Genomic DNA, 23,730 nt, shown 5'->3' on the forward strand with positions numbered 1-23,730 from the left:
GCATGGCTGACGAACCCCTGATCCTCGGCATCGAGACCTCCTGCGACGAGACCGGTGTGGGCATCGTGCGCGGGCACACGCTGCTCGCCGACGCGCTCGCCTCCAGCGTCGAGGAGCACGCCCGGTTCGGCGGCGTGGTGCCCGAGGTGGCCAGCCGCGCCCACCTGGAGGCGATCGTGCCGACCATGGACCGGGCGCTGCGCGAGGCGGGCGTCACCCTCGCCGACATCGACGCGATCGCGGTGACCGCCGGGCCGGGGCTCGCGGGCGCGCTGCTCGTCGGGGTCGCCGCCGCCAAGGGGTACGCGGTGGCGGCGGAGAAGCCGGTGTACGGGGTGAACCACCTCGCCGCGCACGTGGCGGTGGACACGCTGGAACACGGCCCGCTGCCCGAGCCCGCCATCGCGCTGCTGGTCTCCGGCGGCCACTCCTCGCTGCTGCGCGTCGACGACCTGGCCCGCGACGTCGTACCGCTCGGGGCCACCATCGACGACGCGGCCGGGGAGGCGTTCGACAAGGTGGCCCGGCTGCTCGGGCTGCCGTTCCCCGGCGGACCGTACATCGACCGCGAGGCGCGGGCCGGTGACCCGGCGGCGATCGCCTTCCCGCGCGGGCTGACCGCCGCGAAGGACCTGGCCGGGCACCGCTTCGATTTTTCGTTCTCGGGTCTGAAGACGGCGGTGGCCCGCTGGGTGGAGGCGCGGCAGCGGGCCGGTGAGCCGGTCCCGGTCGCCGACGTGGCCGCGTCCTTCCAGGAGGCGGTCTGCGACGTGCTGATCGGCAAGGCGATCGACGCCTGCCGCACCAGCGGCATCGACACGCTGGTGATCGGCGGCGGGGTGGCCGCCAACTCCCGGCTACGGGCGATGGCCGAGCAGCGGGCCGGCAGGCACGGCATCCGGGTGCGTACGCCCCGGCCGAAGCTCTGCACGGACAACGGCGCGATGGTGGCCGCGCTCGGCTCGCATCTGGTCGCCGCGGGCGTCGCGCCGAGCCGGCTGGACCTGCCGGCCGACTCGGCGATGCCGCTGACAGTGGTCAGTGTGTGAGCGGGGAGGGAACCGACATGATCGTCCGGATGTGGGAGGCCAAGGCCGAGCCGTACGGCTTCGCCGACCTGATCACCTGGGTCTGCGAGACCGCGCTGCCCGAGTTCGAGCACGACCCGATGCACGTCTCCAGCGAGGTGTTCTCCTCCACCGACCACCGGCTGGTGGTCATCTCCAAGTGGCGGAACAACCCCCGGGAGCTTCCCGAGCCGCCGGCGCGCCTGATCGCCCGCCCGCCGCACAGCTGGGACTTCGCCCAGGTCGACCGCTGACTCTGCCGCTTCGTCAGGAGCGGCGGGTCAGCCGCCAGGTGGCGTACCCGCCGGTGCCGAGCGCGATCAGGAACACCGCCCACACCAGTCCGGTGCCGACCTGGAGCCCACCGCCGCTGCCCACGTTGGCCTGGGCCGCGGCGACGAGCGAGTCGCTCTGCGCGGGCGGCAGCGCGGCCGGCGGCAGCTGCTGCCAGCGCACCAGCCCGGTGCTCTCCAGCATGGTCATGTGGTCGTTGACGAACTTGTTGGCGTCCTCGGCCAGCTTGCGCACGATCGGGTCGCGGGTGCTGGCCCGGACCGCGCCGATCACCGGGAAGATCTTGCCGTGGGCGACCCGCAGCCGGGTGACGAAGATCTGGTCGAACCGGGCGCCGTTGGCGTTCCGCATCTCGGTCAGCCACCCCTGCTGCTCGGCCGTCGGATCGGTCGGCAGGGTGGCGCCGAGCTTGTTGGCCGCCTCGACCACCAGCTGGTCCAACTCCGCGTGCTGCTTGGCGATCTCCGCGCCGACCTCACGTACCCGGGCGGACTGGCCCTTCTCGGCCGCCATCTGCCCGGCCGGCATCTCCCACAGCCCGGCCAGCCGTACCCCGTTGAGCAGCGTCATGTCGGCGGCGTTCATCTGCACGCCGGGGTTGGGCGCGGCCTGCGCCGTCCCGGGAACGACGCCGATCCCCGCGCCCAGCGCGGCGAGCAGCAGTACCACCCGGTGCGCCAGCTTGCGGCGTGCGGATTCCAGCGATGCCATGGTTGCGGTGCCTCCTCGGTCCGGACCGGTACACGGGGTGTCGTGGACGGCCGCCCGTCCGCACACTGGTACGGATCACCGGGCCGATCAGTTCAGCGGATCGGCGAGGAGTCGTTCGAACGCCAGCTCGGCGGCGCCGATCAGCGCCGCGTCGTCGCCCAGCTTCGGGGTACGCAGCCGCACGTGCTCCAGGCACGCGGGCAGCCCGTTGGAGTTGAGCCGGCTGCGCACCTGCGCCGCGGCGGCCAGGTAGAGGTCGCGCATGGTGCCGCCGAAGATGACCATCTCCGGGTTGAAGATGTTCACCAGGTTCGCGACGCCGAAGCCGAGCCAGTCGCCTGCCTGCCGTACCGCGGTCTGCGCCCGGGCGTCGCCGCGGTCGGCGGCGTCGAAGACGGCGAGCAGCGCGTCCCGGCCGCGCGCCTCGGACCGGCCGGCGGCGCGCAGCAGCCCGTGCTCGCCGATCTCGGTCTCCCAGCAGCCGCGCCGGCCGCAGTCGCAGCGTACGCCGTCGCGGACCACCACCATGTGGCCGACCTCGCCGCCGTAGCCGCCGTGCCCCCGCAGCCGCCGGCCCCCGGCGATGATGCCGGCGCCCACGCCCACGTCGCCGTAGATGTAGATGACGTTGTCACAGCCGACGGCCGCGCCGCGGGCGTGCTCGGCGTAGGCGGCCACGTCGGCCACGTTCCCCACCGTGATCGGTACGTCTATTCCCAGCTCGACGGCGAGCGCCGCACCGATCGGCTCGTCCACCCAGCCGGTGGTCGGGCTGAGCCGGACCAGCCCGTCCTCGCGGCGGACCATGCCGCACACCGCCACCCCGGCGCCGACGCAGACCGCGTCCGGCGGCACCGACTGGTGCATCTCCTTGACCGCGCCGGCGAGCAGCGGGGCGGCCTCCCCGGCGACCAGGTTGCGCGGCCGCTCCATCTCCCGGCGGTCGAGCACCTCACCGCCGAGCCCGACCCGCGCGGCCCGCAGCCGGTCCACCTCGACGCTGTACGCGTACGCGTAGACCCGCCCCGACTCGGGCCGGACGACGAGTGACGGTCGTCCGGCCCGGCCGGTCTCCTTCGGCGTCCCCTCGCTGACCAGACCGGCGCCGGCCAGGTCCGCGGTCAGCGCGCCGATGGTGCTGCGGTTGAGGCCGAGCGCGGTGGTCAGCTCGGCGCGGGTGGTGGCCCCGTGAACGTGTACGTAGCGGAGCAATGCGCCCAGGTTCTGCCGACGGATCTCGTCCTGACTGGGGCCCGCGCGCATTGCCACTGCCATGGTGTTTCCGTGTCCCTGCTCAGCGGTTGCCGGTGGCGGCGGCCCGCCGACGCGACAGCGCGTCGATGGTCGCCGCGGCGAGCAGCACCACGCCGGTGACCACGTACTTGACGCCCGAGCTGTATCCCATCAGTCCCATACCGTTGTCGATGACCGCGACGACCGCGCCGCCGAGCACGGCGTCGAGGATCCGGCCCTTGCCGCCGAAGAGGCTGGTGCCGCCGATCACCGCCGCGCCGACGGCGTAGAGCAGTACGTTACTGCCACCGGTGTTGGGGTCGACCGAGTTGCCCCTGCTGGCGGCCACGATGCCACCGATGGCGGCCATCGAGGAGCAGATCACGAAGACGGAGATACGAATCCGGTCGACGTTGATGCCGGCCCGGCGGGCCGCCTCGGCGTTGCCGCCGACCGCGTAGATGTGCCGTCCGTAGCTGGTGCGCTGGAGCACGAACGTCCAGACGATCAGCAGCACCGCGATGATCGGTACGACGATCGGCACGCCCTTGAGCGAGGTGATCAGCACGTTGCGGCTGCGCTCCAGGTTGAGCACGTAGACCGCCACGCCGAGGATCACGGCCAGGCCGGCGATCCGCGCGCCGACCACTGTGAGCGGGTCGGTGAGCAGGCCGCGGGAGGCCCGGTTGCGGTACCGGAGCAACTGCACGGCCGCGTACCCGGCGACGGCCACCGCGGCGAGCGCCCAGCCCAGCGCGGGGGAGAGGTTGCGGTTGGCGATCGCGACGAGCACGTCGTCGCGGATCGCGATGTTGGCGCCCTCGTCCATGAGCGTCAGCACGACGCCCTGGAAGGCGAGGAAGCCGGCGAGCGTGACCACGAAGGACGGGATGCCGACCTTGGCGACCAGCAGGCCCAGCACGGTGCCGATCACCACACCGGTGACGACGGCGGCGAGGACCGCCACGTACCAGGGGTAGCCCAGCACGGTGACCACGTTCGCGAGGATCGCGGCGCAGACGCCGCTGGCGAAGCCGGCGGAGAGGTCGATCTCGCCGAGCAGCAGGACGAAGACCAGGCCCATCGCGATGAGCGTGACCGCCGCGCCCTGGGTGAACAGGTTCGCCAGGTTGCCGGCGGTGAAGAACGACGGGCGGGCGATCGAGAAGCCCACCGCGAGCGCCACGAGCATGACCACCGCGGGGAGCGCGCCGATGTCGCCGCCGCGTACCCGGCGCCAGTAGTTGTTCACGTGGCTGCTCAGGGTCGGTGTCGGCGCGACGCCGGCCGGGCCTTCCTTCTTCACGACGATGGCGGTCATCGGATGGCTCCTGGGGTGGTGTCGGCGGGCGCGGCGCCGTTGCCGCCCGGCTCGCCGGTGAGGCCGAGGCCGCCGGATCGGCCGGCGGTGATCAGCTCGACCACCTGCGAGTGGGTGATGTCGGTGGTCTTCACCTGGGCGACCATCTGGCCGAGGTAGAGCGCGGCGATCCGGTCGGAGACGGCGAAGACGTCGTTCATGTTGTGCGAGATGAGCACCACGGCCAGGCCGTTGTCGGCCAGCCGGCGCACCAGTTCCAGCACCTGGGCGGTCTGCGCGACGCCGAGCGCGGCGGTCGGCTCGTCCAGGATGACCAGGCGGCTGTTCCAGAGCACCGCCTTGGCGATGGCGACCGTCTGCCGCTGGCCGCCGGAGAGGCTGGCCACGTGCTGGCGCAGCGACTTCACGGTGCGCACGCTCAGGCCGGCGAGCGTCTCGGCGGCCATCTGCTCCATGGTCGGCTCGTCGAGCACGATGCCGCTGCGCTTCTCCCGGCCGAGGAACATGTTCTGCACGATGTCGAGGTTGTCGCAGAGCGCCAGGTCCTGGTAGACGACCTCGATGCCGAGCGCGGCGGCGTCGCGCGGGCTGTTGATGCTCACCGGCCGGCCGTCGAAGAGGAACTCGCCGGCGTCGGTGGGGTGGATGCCGCTGATGCACTTGACCAGGGTCGACTTGCCGGCGCCGTTGTCGCCGACAAGCGCGGTCACCTCGCCGGGGTGCGCGGCGAAGGCGACGTCACGCAGTACCTGGACGGGACCGAAGCTCTTGTCGATCCCGCGTAGCTCCAGCAGGGGGGTTGCGGACACGGGGTTCTCCTTTGGGCGGAGGGAGGTCTCGGATCCCGTCCGGCGCGGGCGCCGCCCGGCACGGGTCACCCCGTGCCGGGCGGCGCCGCCTGAGGCGGGTGGGTCAGCTCACGCCGGCGTCGGTGCAGAGCTTCGTGAAGGCACCGGTGCAGAGTTCTTCCTTGGTGACGTAGCCGTCGGCCACCACGTCCTTGACGTTGTCCTTGAAGATGGCCTTGGGCTCCAGCAGCACGGCCGGCACGTCCCGGTTGCCCTCCGGGTCCTTGACCGTCTGGCCGGTGTCCTTCTTCTCACCCTTGGCGAGCGCGATGGCCAGATCGGCGGCGGCGTCCGCCTCCTTCTTGACCGCCTTGTAGACGGTCATGCACTGGTCACCGGCGAGGATGTTCTGCAGGCCCTCCTTGGTGGCGTCCTGACCGGTCACCGGGACCTTGCCGTTGAGCTTGTTCTTCTTGAGCACCGAGATGGCCGCGTTGCCGAGACCGTCGTTGGCGGCGAGCACGCCGTCGATCTTGCCGCCGGCCTTGGTCATCTGCTGCTCGAAGATCGTCGCGGCCTGCGCGTTGTCCCACGCCGGTACCGGGTCGTCGGCGACCTTGGTGTACTCCTTCGAGTCGAACTTCGGCTTGAGCACCGAGTCGTACCCGTTCTTGAACAGGGTGGCGTTGTTGTCCGTCGGCGAGCCGTTGAGGTACGCGATCGACGGGTTCTTGACGCCCTTGTCGGTCAGGCACTTGCTCAGGCCCTCGCCCTGGAGCTTGCCGACCGCCTCGTTGTCGAAGCTGACGTAGTACTGGGCGGAGCCGCCCAGCGTCAGCCGGTCGTAGTCGATGGTCGCCACGCCCTGCGACTTGGCCTTGTCGAGCACGGCCTTGCCGGTGCCGGAGTCCAGATTGACGATCATCAGGACGTTGACGCCGTTGGTGATCATCTGGTCGGCGATGGTCTGGAACGCGGTCTTGTCGTTTTGCGCGTTCTGGATGTCGGACTCGACGCCCGCCGCGTCGAACGCCGCCTTGAGGTACTTGCGGTCCGCGCCCTCCCAGCGGGCGGAGGACTTGCTGTCGGGCAGGATCACGCCGATCTTCGGCTTCTTGGCGTTGGAGCCGCCGGCCTCGTCGGAAGAACCGCCGTTGTCACCACAGGCGGCCATGCTGCCGGTCGCGAGGAGACCGACGGCCGCGAAGGTGAGGAAGCCCTTGCGCATGTGCAGGGTCCTTTCGGAGGTGGGGGAGTGGTGATGTTTTGTTGTGTCCGGCAACGTATTCCTCGCCGCCCATGGGCCGCAAGACTGCCGAGGTCAGAAGTTTGTTGGCGGCGGTAACAATTCAGCAACGCGGTTGTCACCCGCGAGACACCGCCGGGCGTGCGCGTTCCGGGAACGCTCCCACACGTACCGTGACGAGGCCCGTCAGACGGCGGCGATCGATGCCGTGGCCGCCCCGGTGAGCGCCACCAGATCGGTCGGCGTGAGCTGCACCTGCAAGCCTCGGCGGCCCGCCGAGACGTACACGGTCGGGTACGCCAGCGCCGAGGAGTCGACGACTGTCGGTAGCCGCTTGCGCTGGCCCAGCGGGCTGATCCCGCCCCGCACGTACCCGGTCGCCCGCTCGGCCACCGCCCGGTCCGCCATCGCCGCCCGCTTGCCGCCCACCGCCGCGGCGAGCGCCTTCAGGTCCAGCTCGCCGGTCACCGGCACCACAGCCACCGTCAGCCCGCCGTCGACCTCGGTGACGAGCGACTTGAACACGCGTTCCGGTGCCACCCCGAGCGCTTCGGCGACCAGCGCGCCGTAGTTCGGCGCGTCCGGCGAGACGTCGTAGGGGTGGGTGCTGTGCGCGATCTTCTGCTTGCTCAGCAACGCGATCGCCGGAGTGCCAGGGCCCGCCACCGGCTCAAGCTAGCCCGGTCGTCGCCCGACCGCGAGCCGAAACCGCGCGCCGCGGGTCAGCCGCCCGCCGGGACCGGCCGGCAGACGAGCACCGCGGGGTCGCCCGCGACCCGGGTCAGCACCAGGTCGGCCGCCGCCTCGCCGGAGAGCCGCAGGTCACGGCGCAGCTTCTCCGGCTCCAGCGCCGACCCGCGCTTGCGGATCTCGACCCGGCCGACCCGCCGCTCCCGCAGCAGGGCGCGCAGCCGCTTCAGCGAGAACGGCAGCACGTCGGTGATCTCCAGGCAGCGGGCGAACGGGGTGGGCCGGGCCTCGTCGGCGTAGAGGTAGGCGATCGACGGGTCGGCGAGCGTGGCGTCGAGGTCGGTGGCCAGCTCGGCGACCAGGTGCGCGCGCACCACGGCCGGGTCCGGGTCGTACAGGAAACGCCGGACCGGCCCCACCTCCGCCTCCGCCGCGCCGGTGCCGGTGAGGTGATAGGAAGGGACCCTTTTACTACCGGAGGCGTTAAGAAGGGGCCCTTCCTTCTCGCGCAGCACTGTGGCTCGGCGGGGGACGCCGGCCAGCTCGCCGCACCACAGCGCCGCCTCGACCAGGTCGCCGTCCACGCTCACCCACTCCGCCTCGGCGCCCGCCGGGATCAGCGCGTGGTCCAGCCCTGGCGCCACCTTCACCACGGTGCGCGGCACCCGGGCGGCCAGGCCGGTGACGAAGTCCCACGGCGGCGAGTAGGACTTCGGGTCGAAGACGCGCCGGCCGGTGCCGGCCCGCCGCCGCGCCGGATCGCAGAACGCGCCGTCGACCCGGCTCACGTCGAACGCGGTGGCGTCGCCGCACTCGACGGTCACCAGTTCCGCCAGCCCGGCGGCCTCGGCGTTCGCGGCGGCCATCGCGGCGGTCAGCGGGTCGGCCTCCACCGCGTACACCCGGATCCCGGCGAGGGCCGCGGCGAGCGCGTCGGCGCCCAGGCCGCAACCCAGGTCGGCCAGTGTGGTCACGCCCGCGGCGCGCAGCCGCGCGGCCCGCCGGCCGGCGACCACCCCGCGGGTGGCCTGCTCCAGCCCGGGCCGGGTGAGGAACATCCCGGCGGCGGCCGCGCCGAACTTGCCGACCGCGCGGCGGCGCAGCTCCGCCTGGGTCAGCGCGGCGGCGGCGAGGTCGCCCGGAATCCCGGCCGAGCGCAGCGCGGCGGCCGCCGCCAGCGGGTCGCCGCCGGCCACCCGCCCGGCCGCGGCGAGCGCCGCCGACCCCTCGGGGGTACGCAGCGCGGCGAGCTGGTCGAGATCCACGGACTCATTCTCCCGGCCCCGTTCCGGCGCGACACGGAGGGCGACGCGTTGGCACTCTCCTTGACGGAGTGCTAGCCGAGGAATAACCTGCGATTAGCACTCTCACCCTGAGGGTGCCAACCCCCGAGCCTCGTGCCCGGGGGTTGAGCGCCAGGCGGACCGGCACCCGCGACGACGGCCCCGCCCGGTGGCATGTGGCAGATTGACGCTGGTCGGCACGCCGGCCGGCAACGACACCAAGTACCCGGGAGGGTATGCCCGTGACTACCGCGACCAAGGTTGCGATCAAGCCGCTCGAGGACCGCATCGTGGTCCAGGCGAACGAGGCCGAGACCACCACCGCCTCGGGCATCGTGATCCCCGACACCGCCAAGGAGAAGCCGCAGGAGGGCACCGTCCTCGCTGTCGGCCCGGGCCGGATCGACGACAAGGGCAACCGCGTGCCGATCGACGTGAAGGTCGGCGACACCGTCCTCTACTCGAAGTACGGCGGCACCGAGGTCAAGTACGCCGGCGAGGAGTACCTGGTGCTCTCCGCCCGCGACGTCCTCGCGGTCATCGAGAAGTAAGCAACCGATCAGTGTCGTTGCCCCGGTCCGGCTCGCCGGGCCGGGGCAACGTCGCTTCGAAGGGATACTGATGGCGAAGATCCTCAGCTTCTCGGACGACGCCCGGCACCTGCTGGAGCACGGTGTCAACGCCCTCGCGGACACGGTCAAGGTCACCCTCGGCCCGCGCGGGCGCAACGTCGTCCTGGACAAGAAGTTCGGTGTGCCCACGATCACCAACGACGGCGTGACCATCGCCAAGGAGATCGAGCTCACCAACCCGTACGAGAACCTCGGCGCGCAGCTGGTCAAGGAGGTGGCGACCAAGACCAACGACGTCGCCGGCGACGGGACCACCACCGCCACCGTGCTGGCCCAGGCCATGGTCCGCGAGGGCCTGCGCAACGTGGCCGCCGGCGCGAACCCGACCGGCCTGAAGCGGGGCATCGACGCGGCGGCCGCCAAGGTCTCCGAGGCGCTGCTCGGCAAGGCCGTCGAGGTCTCCGCCAAGGAGTCGATCGCGCACGTCGCCACCGTCTCCGCGCAGGACGCCGCCATCGGCGAGCTGATCGCCGAGGCGATGGAGAAGGTCGGCCGCGACGGCGTCATCACCGTCGAGGAGGGCTCCGCGCTCACCACCGAGCTGGAGGTGACCGAGGGGCTCCAGTTCGACAAGGGCTTCATCTCGCCGAACTTCGTCACCGACCTGGAGGCGCAGGAGGCGGTCCTGGAGGACCCGTACATCCTGATCACCACGCAGAAGATCTCGGCCATCGAGGAGCTGCTGCCGCTGCTGGAGAAGGTTCTCCAGAACAACAAGCCGCTGCTCATCGTCGCCGAGGACGTCGAGGGCCAGGCCCTGTCGACGCTGGTGGTCAACGCGCTGCGCAAGACCGTCAAGGTCTGCGCGGTCAAGGCCCCGGGCTTCGGTGACCGCCGCAAGGCGATGCTCCAGGACATGGCGATCCTGACCGGCGCCGAGCTGGTCGCCCCGGAGCTGGGCTACAAGCTCGACCAGGTCGGCCTGGAGGTGCTCGGCACCGCCCGCCGCGTCGTGGTCGACAAGGAGAACACCACCGTCGTCGACGGTGGCGGGCAGGCCTCCGAGGTCGCCGACCGGGTCGCGCAGATCCGCAAGGAGATCGAGGCGTCCGACTCGGAGTGGGACCGGGAGAAGCTGGCCGAGCGGCTGGCGAAGCTCTCCGGCGGCATCGCCGTGATCAAGGTCGGCGCGGCCACCGAGGTCGAGATGAAGGAGCGCAAGCACCGCATCGAGGACGCCATCGCCGCGACCAAGGCCGCGGTCGAGGAGGGCACGGTCCCGGGTGGCGGCGCCGCTCTGGCCCAGATCCTGCCGGCGCTCGACGACGACCTGGGCTTCACCGGTGACGAGAAGGTCGGCGTCTCGATCGTGCGCAAGGCGCTCGTCGAGCCGCTGCGCTGGATCGCCCAGAACGCCGGCCACGACGGCTACGTGGTGGTGCAGAAGGTCGTCGGCAAGGACTGGGGCCACGGCCTCGACGCCGCCACCGGCGAGTACGTCGACCTGGCCAAGTCCGGCATCATCGACCCGGTGAAGGTGACCCGCAACGCGGTCAGCAACGCCGCCTCGATCGCCGGCCTGCTGCTCACCACCGAGAGCCTCGTGGTGGAGAAGCCGGCCGAGCCGGAGCCGGCCGCCGGTGGCCACGGCCACTCGCACGGTCACGGCCACCAGCACGGCCCGGGCTTCTGACCCGACCGCACGGCCCGACGTCAGGGCACACCGCCGACCCGGTGGTGTGCCCTGACGGCTTTTCCGGGCCGTGTCCCCTTACGGAACGCTGACGGAAATGGCAGCCGTCCCCGCGGGTCGACCAGACTGGATGCCGTGAGCACCCTTTCCCGCCGCCGCGCGGCACTGGCCGGTGTCGTCGCCGCCGTGGTGGCGCTCGGCGCCGCCGAACCCGTGGCGGTCCTGACCGGCCCCCGGTCGGCTCCACTCGTCGCCGTCGGCGGACTCGTCGTCGACCTGGTGCCCGAGCCGCTCAAGCAGTTCGCCATCGACGTCTTCGGCACGTACGACAAGATCGCCCTGCTGGTCGGGACGGCGCTGCTGCTGGCCGCCTTCGGCGCGCTGCTCGGCCTGGTGGCGGTCCGGCGGCTGGCGATCGGCCTGGCCGGCATCGCCGCGTTCGCCGCGCTCGGCGTCGCCGCCGCGCTGACCCGGGCCGGCGCCGACGCGTTCGACACGCTGCCCTCGCTGGTCGGCGGCGGCCTCGGCGCGCTGACGCTCTGGGCGTTCGTGGCCGGCCCGCTGGGCGCCGACCCGCCGGATCGGACGCGGCCCGGACGTGATCGGACCGACGCCGCGCCACGCGACCGGGCCGGGACCGGCCCGGCGCAGCGCGACGGGGCCGCTCCCGGGGACGGTGAGCCGTCGTCCGCGCCGCCTCCGGCGGTCGCCGCGCTCGCGGGGGAGGAGAAGACGCCGGGTGGCTGGGAGCCGGTCCGGCACGACGACGACGCGGAGTCGCGACGACGGTTCCTGCGCGGCGCCGGGCTGCTCACCGGAGCGGCCGCGGTGGCCGGGCTGGGCGGGCACTGGCTGGCCGGCCGGCGCGGCGTCTCGGCGGCCCGGGACGCGGTGACGCTGCCCGCCCCGGTCGCGCCCGCCCCGCCGGTGCCGGCCGGCGCCGACCTGTCGCTGTCCCGGCTCGCGCCGTACGTCACGCCGAACTCGGAGTTCTACCGGATCGACACCGCGCTGGTGGTGCCGCAGGTGGACCCGGTCACGTGGCGGCTGCGCATCCACGGGCGGGTCCGCAACCCGATCGAGCTGAGCTTCGACGACCTGCTCGCCCGCCCGATGGTCGAGCGCTACGTGACGCTCGCCTGCGTCTCCAACGAGGTGGGCGGCGACCTGATCGGCAACGCGCGCTGGCTCGGCGTACCGATCAAGGACCTGCTCGACGAGGCCGATCCGGAGGACGGCGCGGACCAGGTGGTCGGCCGGGCCGTCGACGGCTGGACCTGCGGCACGCCCACCTCGGTGCTGCGCGACGGGCGGGACGCGCTGCTCGCGGTCGGCATGAACGGCGAGCCGCTGCCGATCCAGCACGGCTTCCCGGTGCGGATGGTGGTGCCCGGCCTCTACGGGTACGTCTCGGCCTGCAAGTGGCTGACCGAGCTGGAGCTGACCAGCTTCGCCGACTTCGACGCGTACTGGGTGCCGCGCGGCTGGTCCGCGCAGGGGCCGATCAAGACGCAGTCCCGGATCGACACGCCCCGCCCTCGCAGCCGTCCCGCCGCCGGTCCGGTGACCGTCGCCGGTGTCGCGTGGGCGCAGCACCGCGGCGTCAAGCGAGTCGAGGTACGTGTCGACGGCGGGCCCTGGCAGGAGGCGACCCTGGCCCCGGCTGTGTCGGCGGACACCTGGGTGCAGTGGTCCTGGCGGTGGGACGCCACGCCGGGCGAGCACGCGCTCCAGGTGCGGGCGACGGACACGACCGGCGAGACCCAGACGGAACAGCGCGCCCCGGTCGCCCCGGACGGCGCTACCGGCTGGCACACGGTAAGGGTCACGGTCACCTGACGACCGCGGCACATCACCCTTGATCGACATCGGTTCCCCGAAGTGGTGGCATCAGAGGCTCCGCGATATGACCACTTCGCCGAGCTGGTGTCGATCACGCGGGGTCGGGGCGGGACGACACGACGCCGCGCCCCGGGTTTCGGGGCGCGGCGTCGGTGGTCGTGAAGCCGGTCAGGCGACCTTACGCTGGTCCGGCACGGCGGTGTTGTGCGGACGGCCGAGGCGGGCCTCCAGCCGGGCGATGTCCACCCGGGTCTGTCGGCGGTCGGCCAGGTCCTCCCAGCCGAGCGCGAGCAGCCGCAGCCGCTCGGACTCGCTGAACCCGCCCCAGACGCCGTACGGCTCGCGGACGGAGAGCGCGTGCGCGGCGCACTCGGCGCGTACCGGGCAGGCGCGGCAGACGGACTTGGCGCCCATCTCGCGGCGCGTCCGGGAGGAGCCGCGCTCGCCGTCCGGGTGGAAGAACTGCGCGCTGTCGCGGCCACGGCAGGCCCCGAGCCGCTGCCAGTCCCAGAGCTCGTCGATCGGTCCAGGCAGCCTACGTACGTTCGACATCAGCACCCCTCCTCCCGCGCGGCACCGCGGAGAATGTTCGTGGCCAGCTACCGGGCGGCGGTCCGCGCGGGATGCCGGTTCCGGATGAACCCCTCGGTACCCGAGCCGTCCCCGCCTCACACATGTGTGATCGAAAACCTCGGACAGTCGGCGGCATATGCCCCATCTGTCGGAAAAGTTCGGATGATTGCCCGGAACCCCCTCCCGAGCCCACCTCCGCATGGTCTGCTCTGAGTCGGAGAGGAGCCCACTGTGCGTAGTGTTCTTGTGTGCGTTCGGACACCATTGGCGGCCCAGCATCTGACCTCCGCCGCGGCGCGGCTCGGGCTGTCCGGCGTCGTCCGGACGGCCGTCTCCGATCCGGAGGTGATGTTGCGGCTCGCCGAGCGTCCGGTGGACGTGGTGCTCGCCGACACCGCGCTGACCCGGCCGGACAGCGCCGGTTTCGTGCGCCGGGTGCTGGCCCGCGCGCCGCAGGCGGCGGTGCTGCTGCTCGGCGCCGAGGAGTCGGAGTCGGCGGCGGCCACCATCAGCGCCGGTGCTCGCGGACTGATCCAGAACGCCGACCACGACCTGACCAGTGCGGTCGCCAAGGCGCTGCTGCTGCTCTCCGCCCCCGGGCGGAGCAACAGGCACCGGGTGGCGGACACCGCCCGGGACGCGGCGGCGGTCGGCGGTCCGGCCCGGTCGGCGGGGCGTACCCAGGGTGGGCCCGGCTGGCCGGCGGCGGCGCCGGTGGACGCGGCGGGCCTGCCCACAGTGGTGCCGGTGCAGCGGGGTGAGGACCCGGACGACCCGGCGGCGGCCGACGGCGCGGAGGCGCCCCGGCCCGGTACGGCCCAGCGGCCGGCGCGGACGCCGCGCGGCGCCATCGGGCTGACCGAGCGGGAACTTCAGGTGCTGCTCGGCATGGCCGAGGGCAAGAGCAACGCGGAGATCGGGCGGGAGCTGTTCGTCTCCGAGGACACGGTCAAGACGCACGCCCGGCGCTTGTTCCGCAAGCTCGGCGCGCGGGACCGGGCACACGCCGTGGCGGCCGGCTTCCGGGCCGGCCTGGTGGCCTGACGGCCCGGACGGCGGCGCTCAGCCCTCGGTGGACTCGTCGGTGCCCTCGGTGAGCGTGTCGTGCACGCCGTCGGCGTAGCCGCGGGCGTAGTCCCAGCTCACGTAATGGTCCGGATCCGGGTCGTAGGCCGGCTCGTGCACCCGGGGACGCCCCGAGTTGAGCAGGTGGCGCAGGTTGCCGCGCAGCAGGTCCCAGTCGAAGTAGTGCGGCTCGCGGCAGTCCTCGCACTCGATCACCAGGCCGCGCACCCCGATCGGCTGGAGCAGCGCCTGGTAGATCTCCAGGTCGGCGAGATCCTCCAGCACGTCCTGGCGCTCGACGTCGGTCAGCGGGTCGAGCGCGTCGTCGTCGCCGGGATCGTGCAGACCGGCAGCCGGATCGGCGGGATCGCCGTTGAACGGGTCGATGGGCTCGTCGTGCACCCCCTAACCGTAGACCCCGGGCCGCCGGAAAGCCCGCCCCAGCCCGCGCTGTGGCCCGGCCTACCCCCGGGCCCGCCGCTGCCCGGACGGGAACGGGCCAGTGGGTACGATGAGGCGACGCGCCGTCACCCGGCGCCCGCCGGTGCCCCCGCGCGCCGCCTCGCTGCAGCCCGTTCGACCAGCTCAGGGGAGCAATCGTGGAGAATTCGCCCAGCACCGAGATCCCGGCCGGCGCCGACGGCGGGGAGCTGGGTGGCCATCTGCCCGAGCTGCCTGCCGGTTCGGCCCGCGTGGTGCCGCTCGGCCTGACCTTCGACGACGTGCTCCTGCAGCCGGGCGAGTCGGACGTCGTACCCAGCCGGGTCAACACCCGTACCCGCCTGACCCGCAACATCGAGCTGACCGTGCCGCTGCTGTCCAGCGCGATGGACACGGTCACCGAGGCGCGGATGGCGATCGCCATGGCCCGCCAGGGCGGCATCGGCGTGCTGCACCGCAACCTCTCCGTCGAGGACCAGGCGCTCCAGGTCGACCTGGTGAAGCGCTCCGAGTCCGGCATGATCACCAACCCGGTGACCGCCAGCCCGGACGACACGCTGCGCGAGGTCGACGCGCTCTGCGGGCGTTACCGCATCTCCGGCGTGCCGGTGGTGGACGGGCAGGGCCAGCTCGTCGGCATCGTCACCAACCGCGACATGCGCTTCGTCTCCGACCCGGCCACGCCGGTCCGCGAGATCATGACCCGCACCCCGCTGATCACCGCCCCGGTCGGGGTGAGCAAGGACGACGCGCTCGGCCTGCTGCGCCAGCACAAGATCGAGAAGCTGCCGATCGTGGACGCGGGCGGCAAGCTGCGCGGCCTGATCACGGTCAAGGACTTCACCAAGAGCGAGCAGTACCCGAACGCCACCAAGGACGACGCGGGCCGGCTCCGGGTCGCCGCCGCGGTGGGCGTGGGCGAGGACGGCTACAAGCGGGCCCGCGCGCTCGTCGACGCCGGCGTGGACGTGGTGATCGTGGACACCGCGCACGGCCACCAGCGCGCCGTGCTGGAGATGGTCGCCCGGCTCAAGCGGGACGTCAGCATCGACATCGTGGGCGGCAACATCGCCACGTACGCGGGCGCGAAGGCGCTCGTCGAGGCCGGCGCGGACGGCGTGAAGGTGGGCGTCGGCCCGGGCGCCATCTGCACCACCCGGATCGTGGCCGGGGTCGGCGTACCGCAGATCACCGCGATCATGGAGGCGGCCCGTGCCGCCCGCGCGGCCGGCGTGCCGGTGATCGGCGACGGCGGCATCCAATACTCCGGCGACATCGCCAAGGCGCTCGTCGCGGGCGCCGACACGGTGATGCTCGGCAGCCTGCTGGCCGGCTGCGAGGAGAGCCCCGGCGAGCTGATCTTCATCAACGGCAAGCAGTACAAGGCGTACCGGGGGATGGGCTCGCTCGGCGCGATGCAGTCGCGCGGCCAGGGCAAGTCCTACTCCAAGGACCGCTACTTCCAGCAGGACGTGCTCGCCGAGGACAAGCTGGTCCCGGAGGGCGTCGAGGGCCAGGTGCCCTACCGGGGTCCGCTGTCCGCTGTCGCCCACCAGCTCACCGGCGGCCTGCGCGCCGCGATGGGGTACGTGGGCGCGGAGAGCATCCCGGAGCTGCACCGGCGTGGCCAGCTCATCCGGATCACCGCGGCCGGGCTCAAGGAGAGCCACCCGCACGACATCCAGATGACCGTCGAGGCGCCCAACTACCACTCCCGCTGACCCACCACCCCCAACCACCTGGAGTCCCCCATGCGTGACGTGGTCGAGATCGGGCTGGGCAAGACCGCGCAGCGCGGCTACCACCTGGACGACATCGCCATCGTGCCGAGCCGCCGCACCCGGGACGTCGACGACGTCTCCACCGCGTGGCAGCTCGACGCGTACCAGTTCGGCATCCCCTGCGTCGGCCACCCCTCGGACGCGACCATGAGCCCGGCCTCGGCGGTCCGCCTCGGTCAGCTCGGCGGCCTCGGGGTGCTCAACGTGGAGGGCCTCTGGACCCGGTACGAGAACCCGGCCAAGGTGCTGGAGGAGCTGGCCGGCCTCGGCGAGGACGCGCGGGCGACCAAGCGCCTCCAGGAGGTCTACGCCGAGCCGATCCGGCCCGACCTGATCGCCGAGCGGGTACGCGAGCTGCGCGAGGGCGGCGGCACGGTGGCGGTGCGGGTCTCGCCGCAGCACACCCTGGCGCTGGCCCCGGTGATCCTCGACGCGGGCGTGGACATCCTGGTCATCCAGGGCACGCTCGTCTCGGCCGAGCACGTCTCGACCACCGACGAGCCGCTGAACCTCAAGGAGTTCATCGCCGACCTGGACCTGCCGGTCGTCGTCGGCGGCTGCACCGACTACAAGACGGCGCTGCACCTGATGCGCACCGGCGCGGCCGGCGTGATCGTGGGCATCGGCGGCGACGACTGGTCGACGACCGAGTCGGTGCTCGGCATCCGGGTGCCGATGGCCACCGCGATCGCCGACGCCGCCGCTGCCCGCCGCGACTACCTGGACGAGACCGGCGGCCGGTACGTGCACCTGATCGCCGACGGCGACATGCAGACCTCCGGCGACATCGCCAAAGCGCTCGGCTGCGGCGCGGACGCGGTGATGCTCGGCGAGCCGCTCTCGCTCTGCGAGGAGGCGCCGGCCGGTGGCGCCTGGTGGCACTCCGCGGCCAGCCACCCGTCGCTGCCGCGTGGCGCGTTCGAGGTGGCCGGCGAGCCGCTCGGCTCGATGGAGAAGCTGCTGTTCGGCCCGGCCGACGAGCCGGACGGCCAGCTCAACCTCTTCGGCGGCCTGCGCCGCGCGATGGCCAAGTGCGGTTACCGCGACCTCAAGGAGTTCCAGAAGGTCGGGCTGGTCCTCGACCGCTGAGCACCGCTGATCACCACTGATCACCGCACGACGGCGCGGGTGGCGGCCCGGACGTGTTCCGGCCCCGCCCGCGCCGTCGCGCGTCTAGGCTCGCCGGGTGAGGCGGCGGCGGATCTGGGCGGCAGGGCTGGTGGCGGTGGCGCTCGCGGCCGGCGGGTGCACGGGCGGCGACGACAACGGGTTCCGGGCGGGCGCGGCGGACGTCGGTGACCCGTACGTCCCGGGGGCCGGCAACGGTGGCTACGACGTGGGCCACTACGCGCTGGACGTGCGCTACGACCCGGCCGGCGACAAGCTCACCGGGACCGCGACGCTGACCGTCACCACCACCCGTGCGCTGTCCCGGTTCCAGCTCGACCTGGCCGGGCTGGACGTCGAGCGGGTCCGGGTGGACGGGGAGGCGGCGAAGCACCGCCACGACGGCGCCGAGCTGATCGTCACCCCGCCGCGCGGGCTGCCGTCGGGGAAGCGGCTCACCGTCGAGGTGACGTACGGCGGGGTGCCGGAACCGCTGCCGAACGCCGAACTCGGCGACGGCGGCTTCCACGCCACACCGGACGGCGCGATCGCGCTCGGCCAGCCGGAGTCGGCGAGCACCTGGTACCCGGTGAACGACCACCCGTCGGACAAGGCCACCTACGACTTCGCGGTCACCGTGCCGGACGGGCTGGCCGCGCTGGCGAACGGCGTGCCGCAGGGCAAGACCTCAACCGGCGGCTGGACCACCTGGCGCTGGTCGGAGCGCGCGCCGATGGCCAGCTACCTGAGCACGCTGGTGATCGGCGACTACCGGGTCAGCACCGGCACGCACGCGGGCAAGCCGCTGGTCACCGCCGTCGCCGCGGCGCTGCCCGCGGACGGGCCGGCCGCCGCGTCGGTGGCCCGCACCGGCGAGATCGCCGACTTCCTGGCCGAGCGCTTCGGCCCGTACCCGTTCGAGGCGTACGGCGGGATCGTGGTGGCCGACGAGCGCATCCGGTACGCGCTGGAGACGCAGAGCCGGCCGGTCTACGGGCCGGCCTTCTTCCGGGGCGACCGCCCGAACACCGAAGTGGTCGCGCACGAGCTGGCCCACCAGTGGTTCGGCGACAGCGTCTCGGTGGCCCGGTGGAGCGACATCTGGCTCAACGAGGGTTTCGCCACGTACGCCGAATGGCTCTGGGCCGAGCACGACGGCGGCCGGACGGTGGCGCAGACCGCGGCCGAGCGGTACGCGGTGACCGACTGGTCGAAGCCCACTGTCGACCCGGGCCGGTCCGGGATGTTCGGCGACGCGGTCTACCAGCGGGGCGCGCTCGCGGTGCACGCGCTGCGCCGCGCGGTGGGCGACGAGACGTTCTACCGCGTGCTGCGCGGCTGGCTGGCGCAGCACCGCAACGGCAACGTCACCACCGCCGACTTCGTCGGGTACGCCGAACGCACGTCCGGGCGGCCGCTGAGGTCGCTGCTGGACGCCTGGCTGGCCGGCGCGACGCCACCGGGGCTGCCGTGACGTGGGCGTGACCGCCGCTGGGTAGGCTGCCGCGGGCGGAGCGGCCCGTGGGCGGGGCCGCTGTCGGGACCCCGGAGGGATCGAGGCGATGGCGCAGCGCGGCGGACGACGACGGCTCGGGCTGCTGGCCTGCGCGACGCTGCTGGTGGCCGGCTGCGGCTCGGCCGAGCCGGAGCCGCAACCGGCGTCTCCCACCACTGCCGCCCCGACGGCCACGCGCGGTTTCGCGCCGGGCGCGGCGGGCGCGGGCGATCCCTACTTCCCGAGCTACGGCAACGGCGGCTACGACGTCGCGCACTACACGGTGAAGGTGCGCTACGACCCGGAGACGGACAAGCTCAGCGGCACCACCACGCTGCGGGCCACCGCGACCGCGAACCTGTCCGCGTTCAACCTGGACCTGGCCGGGCTGACCGTCCGCTCGGTCACAGTGGACGGCGCCGCCGCCCGGCACAGCCGCACCGAGAACGAGCTGGTGATCACCCCGGCCATCGGGCTGACCTCCGGAAACGGCTTCACCGCCGAGATCCGTTACGACGGGCGGCCGGAGGCGCTGCGTACCGAGGCGCTGGGCGAGGGCGGCTGGCTGCACACCTCCGACGGGGCGATCGCGCTCGGGCAGCCGGAGTCGGCGAGCACCTGGTACCCGGTGAACGACCACCCGTCGGACAAGGCCACCTACGACATCGAGCTGACCGTCCCGAAGGGACTGACGGCGGTCTCCAACGGCGTGCCGAAGGGGAAGACGACAAGCGGCGACTGGACCACCTGGAAGTGGTCCGAGGGCGCGCCGACCGCCAGCTACCTGACCACTGTGGCGATCGGGAAGTTCCGGGTCACCACCGGGCAGCACAAGGGACGGCCGGTGTACAGCGCGGTCACCACGCAGCTGCCCCAGGGCGCCCCGGACCGGTCGATCGCGCGCACCGTCGAGGTCGCCGACTACCTGGAGAGCGTCTTCGGGCCGTACCCGTTCGACGCGTACGGCGGGGTGGTGATCGCCGACGAGCGGATCCGGTACGCGCTGGAGACGCAGAGCCGCCCGGTCTACTCGGCCACCTTCTTCCGGCAGGGCGACAACACCGGCGTGGTTGCGCACGAGCTGGCCCACCAGTGGTACGGCAACAGCGTGTCGATCCAGCGCTGGCAGGACATCTGGCTCAACGAGGGGCTGGCCACGTACGCGGAGTGGCTGTGGGCCGAGCACAGCGGCTCGACGACAGTGCAGCGCACGTTCGACCAGAAGTACGCGAACGCGGGCGCGCAGGTGTGGCGGACGCCGCCGGGCAAGCCGGGGGTGGAGAACCTGTTCAGCCGCTCGGTCTACGACCGGGGCGGGATGACTGTGCACGCGTTGCGGGTGGCGGTGGGCGACACCGCGTTCTTCGCCGTCCTGCGTACCTGGGCGGCGGAGCGGAAGAACGGCAACGCCACCACCGCCGACTTCGTGGCGCTGGCCGAGCGGGTCTCCGGCAAGAAGCTGGCGAAGGTCTTCGACCCGTGGCTGTACGGCACCGAGCGCCCGCCCACCCCGAAGCCGCTGTAGGTCGCGTCAGTTCTTGACGCGCAGCGACGGGTTGGCGGTCAGGAAGGCGTCGACCCGCCCGCCGCGCAGCGCGGTGAGGAAGTCGCGGCCGAGCGGCTTGAGCTGCTCGCCCCGGTACGCGCCGCCGCTGCTCACCCCGGCGCCGGGCAGCACGACGAGCGTGAGCCGGTCCGCGGGCACGCCACCGAGGGCGTACGCGAAGTCGATCAGCTGCCGGCCGCCTCCGGCGTACACCAGGGTCTTGCCGAGGGCGGCGACGACCTGCTCGACCCGCTGCGGGTCGCGGGCCGTGCCCTGCTCGACGATCTTCCGGGCCAGCGCGCGGAGCAGTTGCTGCTGGTGCCGCTGCCGGGTGTAGTCGCCGCCCGCGGTGTAGCGCTGCCGCGCGTAGTCCAGCGCCTGCCAGCCGGTCAGGTGCCGGGTGCCCTTCTCGTAGACCATCTGCGGACCGATGTAGCCGCCGCCGCGCAGCGTCCGCATGGTGCCGTCCGGGCGGCGGTGCCGGGACGCGACCCGCTGGTCCACGTAGAGGTCCACCCCGCCGAGCGTGTCCACCAGCTTGTCGAAGCCGCCGAACGTGATCACCGCGCCGGCGTCGATGCGCAGCCCGGTGTAGCGGGAGACGGTGGCGCGCAGCAGCTCGTACCCCTGGGCGGTGCTGGGGTTGCGCTTGTCGCCCGGCACCCGGCTGCCGTAGCTCATCGCGTGGGTGAGCTTGGTCCGGCCGCCCGGGTAGCGCGCCTTCGGGTAGGCGGGGATGTCCACCACCAGGTCGCGGGGGAGCGAGAACAGGTACGCCCGGTCCAGCCCGGCGGGCACGTGCAGCAGCAGCACGGCGTCGGCGTGCGGCTCCCAGCCGGGGATGCTGACCCGGGTGTCGACGCCGACGAGGAGCAGGTTGAGCGGGCCTTTCAGGTCGGCGCCGGGTGGCGGCGTCGGGCTGGCGGTGGTCGGGGCGGGCGTCGGCGCGGCCGGCGGGGTGGTGCTCGGTCCGGCGGCGGGGGCGGCCGGGCGGTCGGCCACCAGCCGGGTGGTCACCACTGCTCCGGTGGCCACCAGCAGCGCGGCCACCAGCGCGGCCAGGCCCAGCAGGCGTCGTCTCGTCACGTTCGTGCCTCCCCGTGTGATTCGACGCGCCAGGAGGGCCGACAGGTTGCAGCGGCGGGAATCCCGGCGATCGAGCGCTCTGCATGATGTGCGAAAAGGTCTCGTTGGCGCTATAGCTACCCGTCGGTAATGATGCGTCCATGCGCTACGACGTGGTCGTCATCGGATCCGGGTTCGGCGGCAGCGTCACCGCGCTGCGGCTGGCCGAAAAGGGTTACTCGGTAGGCGTCCTGGAGGCGGGGCGGCGCTTCGCCGACGACGAGTTCCCGCGTACGTCCTGGCGGGCGCGAAGGTTCCTCTGGGCGCCCCGGCTCGGCTGCTTCGGGCTCCAGCGGATCACGCTGCTGCGCTCGGCCGACCGCAAGGCCGGCGGTGGCGTGCTGGTGCTCTCCGGCGCCGGGGTGGGCGGCGGCTCGCTGGTCTACGCGAACACGCTCTACGAGCCGCTCGACGCGTTCTACGCCGACCCGCAGTGGCGGGACATCACCGACTGGCGCGACGAACTGGCCCGCCACTACGACCAGGCCAAGCGGATGCTCGGCGTCACCACGTACCCGATCGACACCCGCGCGGACCAGGCCGTCCGCGCGGTGGCCGAGCGGATGGGGGTGGCGCACACCTACCACCCGACGCCGGTCGGCGTGCACATCGGGCGCCCCGGCGAGCGGGTGGCCGACCCCTACTTCGGCGGCGCCGGGCCGGACCGCATCGGGTGCAGCCACTGCGGGTCCTGCATGACCGGCTGCCGGCACGGCGCCAAGAACACACTGGTGAAGAACTACCTCTGGCTGGCCGAGCGGCTCGGCGTGCAGGTGCACCCGCTGACCACAGTCACCGCCGTCCGCCCCGATCCGGCCGGCGGGTACGCGGTGCACACCGAACGCACCGGCGCGTGGCTGCGCAAGCGTCGCGAGGTGATCCATGCCGACCAGGTGGTCTTCGCAGCCGGCGCGCTCGGCACCCAGCGGCTGCTGCACGAGATGAAGGCGACCGGCGCGCTGCCGGCGCTCTCGCCCCGGCTCGGCGAGCTGACCCGGACCAACTCCGAGGCCATCCTCGGCGCCTCGGTGCTGCCCGGCGCCGCCCGCCGGCGCGGACTCGACTTCACCGAGGGGGTGGCGATCACCAGCTCGTTCCACCCCGACCCGCAGACCCACATCGAGCCGGTTCGCTACGGCAAGGGCTCCAACGCGATGGGGCTGCTCCAGTCGCTGCTCGTCGACGGCGGTCCCCGCCGGGCCCGGCGCTGGCTGGGCAGCATCGTCCGGCAGCCCGTGCTGGCCGCGCGGATGTTGTCCGTGCGCCGGTGGTCCGAGCGCACCGTGATAGCGCTCGTCATGCAGTCGGTCGACAACTCGCTGACCACCCGGCTCCGCAGGGGCCGGCTCGTCTCCGGCCCCGGCCACGGCGCGCCCAACCCGACGTGGATCCCGGCCGGCAACGCCGCGGCCCGGCTGCTCGCCGAGGAGATCGGCGGCACCCCCGGCGGGGCGGTCACCGAGCCGTTCAACATCCCGGTGACCGCGCACATCCTCGGCGGCGCGGTCATCGGCGCCACCCCGGACGAGGGGGTAGTCGACCCCTGGCACCGGGTGTACGGCCACCCGGGGCTGCACGTGGTCGACGGCGCTGCGGTCTCGGCGAACCTGGGCGTCAACCCGTCGCTGACGATCACCGCGCAGGCCGAGCGGGCCATGTCGTACTGGCCGAACAAGGGCGAGGCCGACCCGCGCCCGGAGCTCGGCTCGGCGTACACCCGGGTGGCGCCGGTGCCGCCGCGGCGCCCCGCCGTCCCCGCCCACGCCCCCGCCGCCCTGCGGTGAAAGGAAGGGCCCCTTCTTAACGCCTCCGGTAGAGGAAGGGGCCCTTGTTAACACATTCATCCCGCCACACCGC

General features: G+C 72.9%; 21 protein-coding genes. 11 read left to right on the forward strand and 10 right to left on the reverse strand.

The window, feature by feature from the left end:
* Positions 1–2 precede the first annotated feature (2 nt).
* Complete coding sequence (gene tsaD, locus ACSDG8_RS21330) at positions 3–1,049, forward strand: tRNA (adenosine(37)-N6)-threonylcarbamoyltransferase complex transferase subunit TsaD (protein ID WP_439427185.1); 1,047 nt, start codon at positions 3–5, stop codon at positions 1,047–1,049.
* 17 nt (positions 1,050–1,066) lie between these two features.
* The gene (locus ACSDG8_RS21335) at positions 1,067–1,321 is read left to right on the forward strand and encodes a hypothetical protein (protein ID WP_269704054.1); all 255 of its coding nucleotides are present in this window, start codon (positions 1,067–1,069) and stop codon (positions 1,319–1,321) included.
* A gap of 13 nt (positions 1,322–1,334) precedes the next feature.
* On the opposite strand, the gene ACSDG8_RS21340 is transcribed toward ACSDG8_RS21335, so the two are convergent.
* The 7 genes from ACSDG8_RS21340 to ACSDG8_RS21370 form a co-directional block, all read right to left on the reverse strand.
* Positions 1,335–2,072: a DUF4142 domain-containing protein gene (locus tag ACSDG8_RS21340; protein ID WP_073828892.1), complete on the reverse strand. Its 738-nt coding sequence runs from the start codon at positions 2,070–2,072 to the stop codon at positions 1,335–1,337.
* Positions 2,073–2,159: 87 nt separating this feature from the next.
* A complete protein-coding gene (locus ACSDG8_RS21345; protein WP_210896459.1) occupies positions 2,160–3,335 on the reverse strand; it encodes an ROK family protein in 1,176 nt (391 codons plus the stop codon).
* Between the two features lie 31 nt (positions 3,336–3,366).
* The gene (locus tag ACSDG8_RS21350) at positions 3,367–4,626 is read right to left on the reverse strand and encodes a sugar ABC transporter permease (RefSeq protein WP_210896408.1); all 1,260 of its coding nucleotides are present in this window, start codon (positions 4,624–4,626) and stop codon (positions 3,367–3,369) included.
* The gene (locus ACSDG8_RS21355; protein WP_439427186.1) at positions 4,623–5,435 is read right to left on the reverse strand and encodes an ATP-binding cassette domain-containing protein; all 813 of its coding nucleotides are present in this window, start codon (positions 5,433–5,435) and stop codon (positions 4,623–4,625) included. Before ACSDG8_RS21355 ends, ACSDG8_RS21350 begins: the two co-directional genes overlap by 4 nt.
* Positions 5,436–5,538: 103 nt before the next feature.
* Positions 5,539–6,642, reverse strand: a complete 1,104-nt coding sequence (locus tag ACSDG8_RS21360; RefSeq protein WP_439427187.1) for a sugar ABC transporter substrate-binding protein — start codon at positions 6,640–6,642, stop codon at positions 5,539–5,541.
* A gap of 204 nt (positions 6,643–6,846) precedes the next feature.
* On the reverse strand, positions 6,847–7,326 hold the full coding sequence (gene ybaK / locus ACSDG8_RS21365; RefSeq protein ID WP_439427188.1) for a Cys-tRNA(Pro) deacylase: 480 nt from the start codon (positions 7,324–7,326) through the stop codon (positions 6,847–6,849).
* Between the two features lie 56 nt (positions 7,327–7,382).
* A complete protein-coding gene (locus ACSDG8_RS21370; protein WP_439427189.1) occupies positions 7,383–8,615 on the reverse strand; it encodes a THUMP-like domain-containing protein in 1,233 nt (410 codons plus the stop codon).
* Between the two features lie 254 nt (positions 8,616–8,869).
* Here ACSDG8_RS21370 and groES point away from each other — a divergent pair, with 254 nt between their 5' ends.
* The 3 genes from groES (at position 8,870) to ACSDG8_RS21385 (ending at position 12,737) form a co-directional block, all read left to right on the forward strand.
* Positions 8,870–9,184 carry a co-chaperone GroES gene (gene groES, locus ACSDG8_RS21375; RefSeq protein WP_018222648.1) on the forward strand — a complete coding sequence of 105 codons (315 nt, stop codon included), beginning with the start codon at positions 8,870–8,872 and terminating at the stop codon, positions 9,182–9,184.
* A gap of 70 nt (positions 9,185–9,254) precedes the next feature.
* Positions 9,255–10,898, forward strand: a complete 1,644-nt coding sequence (gene groL / locus ACSDG8_RS21380; RefSeq protein WP_439427190.1) for a chaperonin GroEL — start codon at positions 9,255–9,257, stop codon at positions 10,896–10,898.
* 135 nt (positions 10,899–11,033) lie between these two features.
* The gene (locus ACSDG8_RS21385; protein ID WP_439427191.1) at positions 11,034–12,737 is read left to right on the forward strand and encodes a sulfite oxidase; all 1,704 of its coding nucleotides are present in this window, start codon (positions 11,034–11,036) and stop codon (positions 12,735–12,737) included.
* Positions 12,738–12,908: 171 nt separating this feature from the next.
* Here the strand turns inward: ACSDG8_RS21385 and ACSDG8_RS21390 are convergent, their stop codons facing one another.
* Positions 12,909–13,292, reverse strand: coding sequence for a WhiB family transcriptional regulator (locus ACSDG8_RS21390; protein WP_210896396.1), 384 nt, complete (start codon positions 13,290–13,292; stop codon positions 12,909–12,911).
* 252 nt (positions 13,293–13,544) lie between these two features.
* Between ACSDG8_RS21390 and ACSDG8_RS21395 the strand changes: the two genes are divergently transcribed.
* A complete protein-coding gene (locus ACSDG8_RS21395; protein WP_210896395.1) occupies positions 13,545–14,357 on the forward strand; it encodes a helix-turn-helix transcriptional regulator in 813 nt (270 codons plus the stop codon).
* Between the two features lie 18 nt (positions 14,358–14,375).
* Here the strand turns inward: ACSDG8_RS21395 and ACSDG8_RS21400 are convergent, their stop codons facing one another.
* Positions 14,376–14,780 (reverse strand): DUF5319 domain-containing protein, encoded by a 405-nt coding sequence (locus ACSDG8_RS21400; protein WP_030501537.1) that lies wholly within the window; start codon positions 14,778–14,780, stop codon positions 14,376–14,378.
* Positions 14,781–14,977: 197 nt separating this feature from the next.
* Between ACSDG8_RS21400 and guaB the strand changes: the two genes are divergently transcribed.
* The 4 genes from guaB to ACSDG8_RS21420 all read left to right on the forward strand — a co-directional run bounded on the left by guaB (position 14,978) and on the right by ACSDG8_RS21420 (position 20,727).
* On the forward strand, positions 14,978–16,540 hold the full coding sequence (gene guaB / locus ACSDG8_RS21405; protein ID WP_210896393.1) for an IMP dehydrogenase: 1,563 nt from the start codon (positions 14,978–14,980) through the stop codon (positions 16,538–16,540).
* A 30-nt stretch (positions 16,541–16,570) separates the two neighbouring features.
* Positions 16,571–17,689, forward strand: coding sequence for a GuaB3 family IMP dehydrogenase-related protein (locus tag ACSDG8_RS21410; RefSeq protein WP_174537005.1), 1,119 nt, complete (start codon positions 16,571–16,573; stop codon positions 17,687–17,689).
* Between the two features lie 97 nt (positions 17,690–17,786).
* Positions 17,787–19,181, forward strand: a complete 1,395-nt coding sequence (locus tag ACSDG8_RS21415) for a M1 family metallopeptidase (protein ID WP_210896390.1) — start codon at positions 17,787–17,789, stop codon at positions 19,179–19,181.
* A gap of 88 nt (positions 19,182–19,269) precedes the next feature.
* Positions 19,270–20,727 carry a M1 family metallopeptidase gene (locus ACSDG8_RS21420; RefSeq protein ID WP_439427192.1) on the forward strand — a complete coding sequence of 486 codons (1,458 nt, stop codon included), beginning with the start codon at positions 19,270–19,272 and terminating at the stop codon, positions 20,725–20,727.
* 6 nt (positions 20,728–20,733) lie between these two features.
* On the opposite strand, the gene ACSDG8_RS21425 is transcribed toward ACSDG8_RS21420, so the two are convergent.
* Positions 20,734–21,834, reverse strand: coding sequence for an LCP family protein (locus ACSDG8_RS21425; RefSeq protein ID WP_439427193.1), 1,101 nt, complete (start codon positions 21,832–21,834; stop codon positions 20,734–20,736).
* 140 nt (positions 21,835–21,974) lie between these two features.
* Here ACSDG8_RS21425 and ACSDG8_RS21430 point away from each other — a divergent pair, with 140 nt between their 5' ends.
* A complete protein-coding gene (locus ACSDG8_RS21430) occupies positions 21,975–23,657 on the forward strand; it encodes an FAD-dependent oxidoreductase (RefSeq protein ID WP_439427194.1) in 1,683 nt (560 codons plus the stop codon).
* The last annotated feature ends 73 nt before the right edge of the window (positions 23,658–23,730 follow it).

Source organism: Micromonospora sp. LA-10, assembly GCF_051853095.1.
GTDB lineage: Bacteria > Actinomycetota > Actinomycetes > Mycobacteriales > Micromonosporaceae > Micromonospora > Micromonospora echinospora_A.

Coding starts and splice junctions, on each gene's coding strand:
- ACSDG8_RS21360 (WP_439427187.1), bottom strand. CDS start 6,642: ATGCGCAAGGGCTTCCTCACCTTCGCGGCCGTCGGTCTCCTCGCGACC.
- tsaD (WP_439427185.1), top strand. CDS start 3: ATGGCTGACGAACCCCTGATCCTCGGCATCGAGACCTCCTGCGACGAG.
- groES (WP_018222648.1), top strand. CDS start 8,870: ATGCCCGTGACTACCGCGACCAAGGTTGCGATCAAGCCGCTCGAGGAC.
- ACSDG8_RS21345 (WP_210896459.1), bottom strand. CDS start 3,335: ATGCGCGCGGGCCCCAGTCAGGACGAGATCCGTCGGCAGAACCTGGGC.
- groL (WP_439427190.1), top strand. CDS start 9,255: ATGGCGAAGATCCTCAGCTTCTCGGACGACGCCCGGCACCTGCTGGAG.
- ACSDG8_RS21410 (WP_174537005.1), top strand. CDS start 16,571: ATGCGTGACGTGGTCGAGATCGGGCTGGGCAAGACCGCGCAGCGCGGC.
- ACSDG8_RS21390 (WP_210896396.1), bottom strand. CDS start 13,292: ATGTCGAACGTACGTAGGCTGCCTGGACCGATCGACGAGCTCTGGGAC.
- ACSDG8_RS21335 (WP_269704054.1), top strand. CDS start 1,067: ATGATCGTCCGGATGTGGGAGGCCAAGGCCGAGCCGTACGGCTTCGCC.
- ACSDG8_RS21420 (WP_439427192.1), top strand. CDS start 19,270: ATGGCGCAGCGCGGCGGACGACGACGGCTCGGGCTGCTGGCCTGCGCG.
- ACSDG8_RS21350 (WP_210896408.1), bottom strand. CDS start 4,626: ATGACCGCCATCGTCGTGAAGAAGGAAGGCCCGGCCGGCGTCGCGCCG.
- ACSDG8_RS21430 (WP_439427194.1), top strand. CDS start 21,975: ATGCGCTACGACGTGGTCGTCATCGGATCCGGGTTCGGCGGCAGCGTC.
- ACSDG8_RS21340 (WP_073828892.1), bottom strand. CDS start 2,072: ATGGCATCGCTGGAATCCGCACGCCGCAAGCTGGCGCACCGGGTGGTA.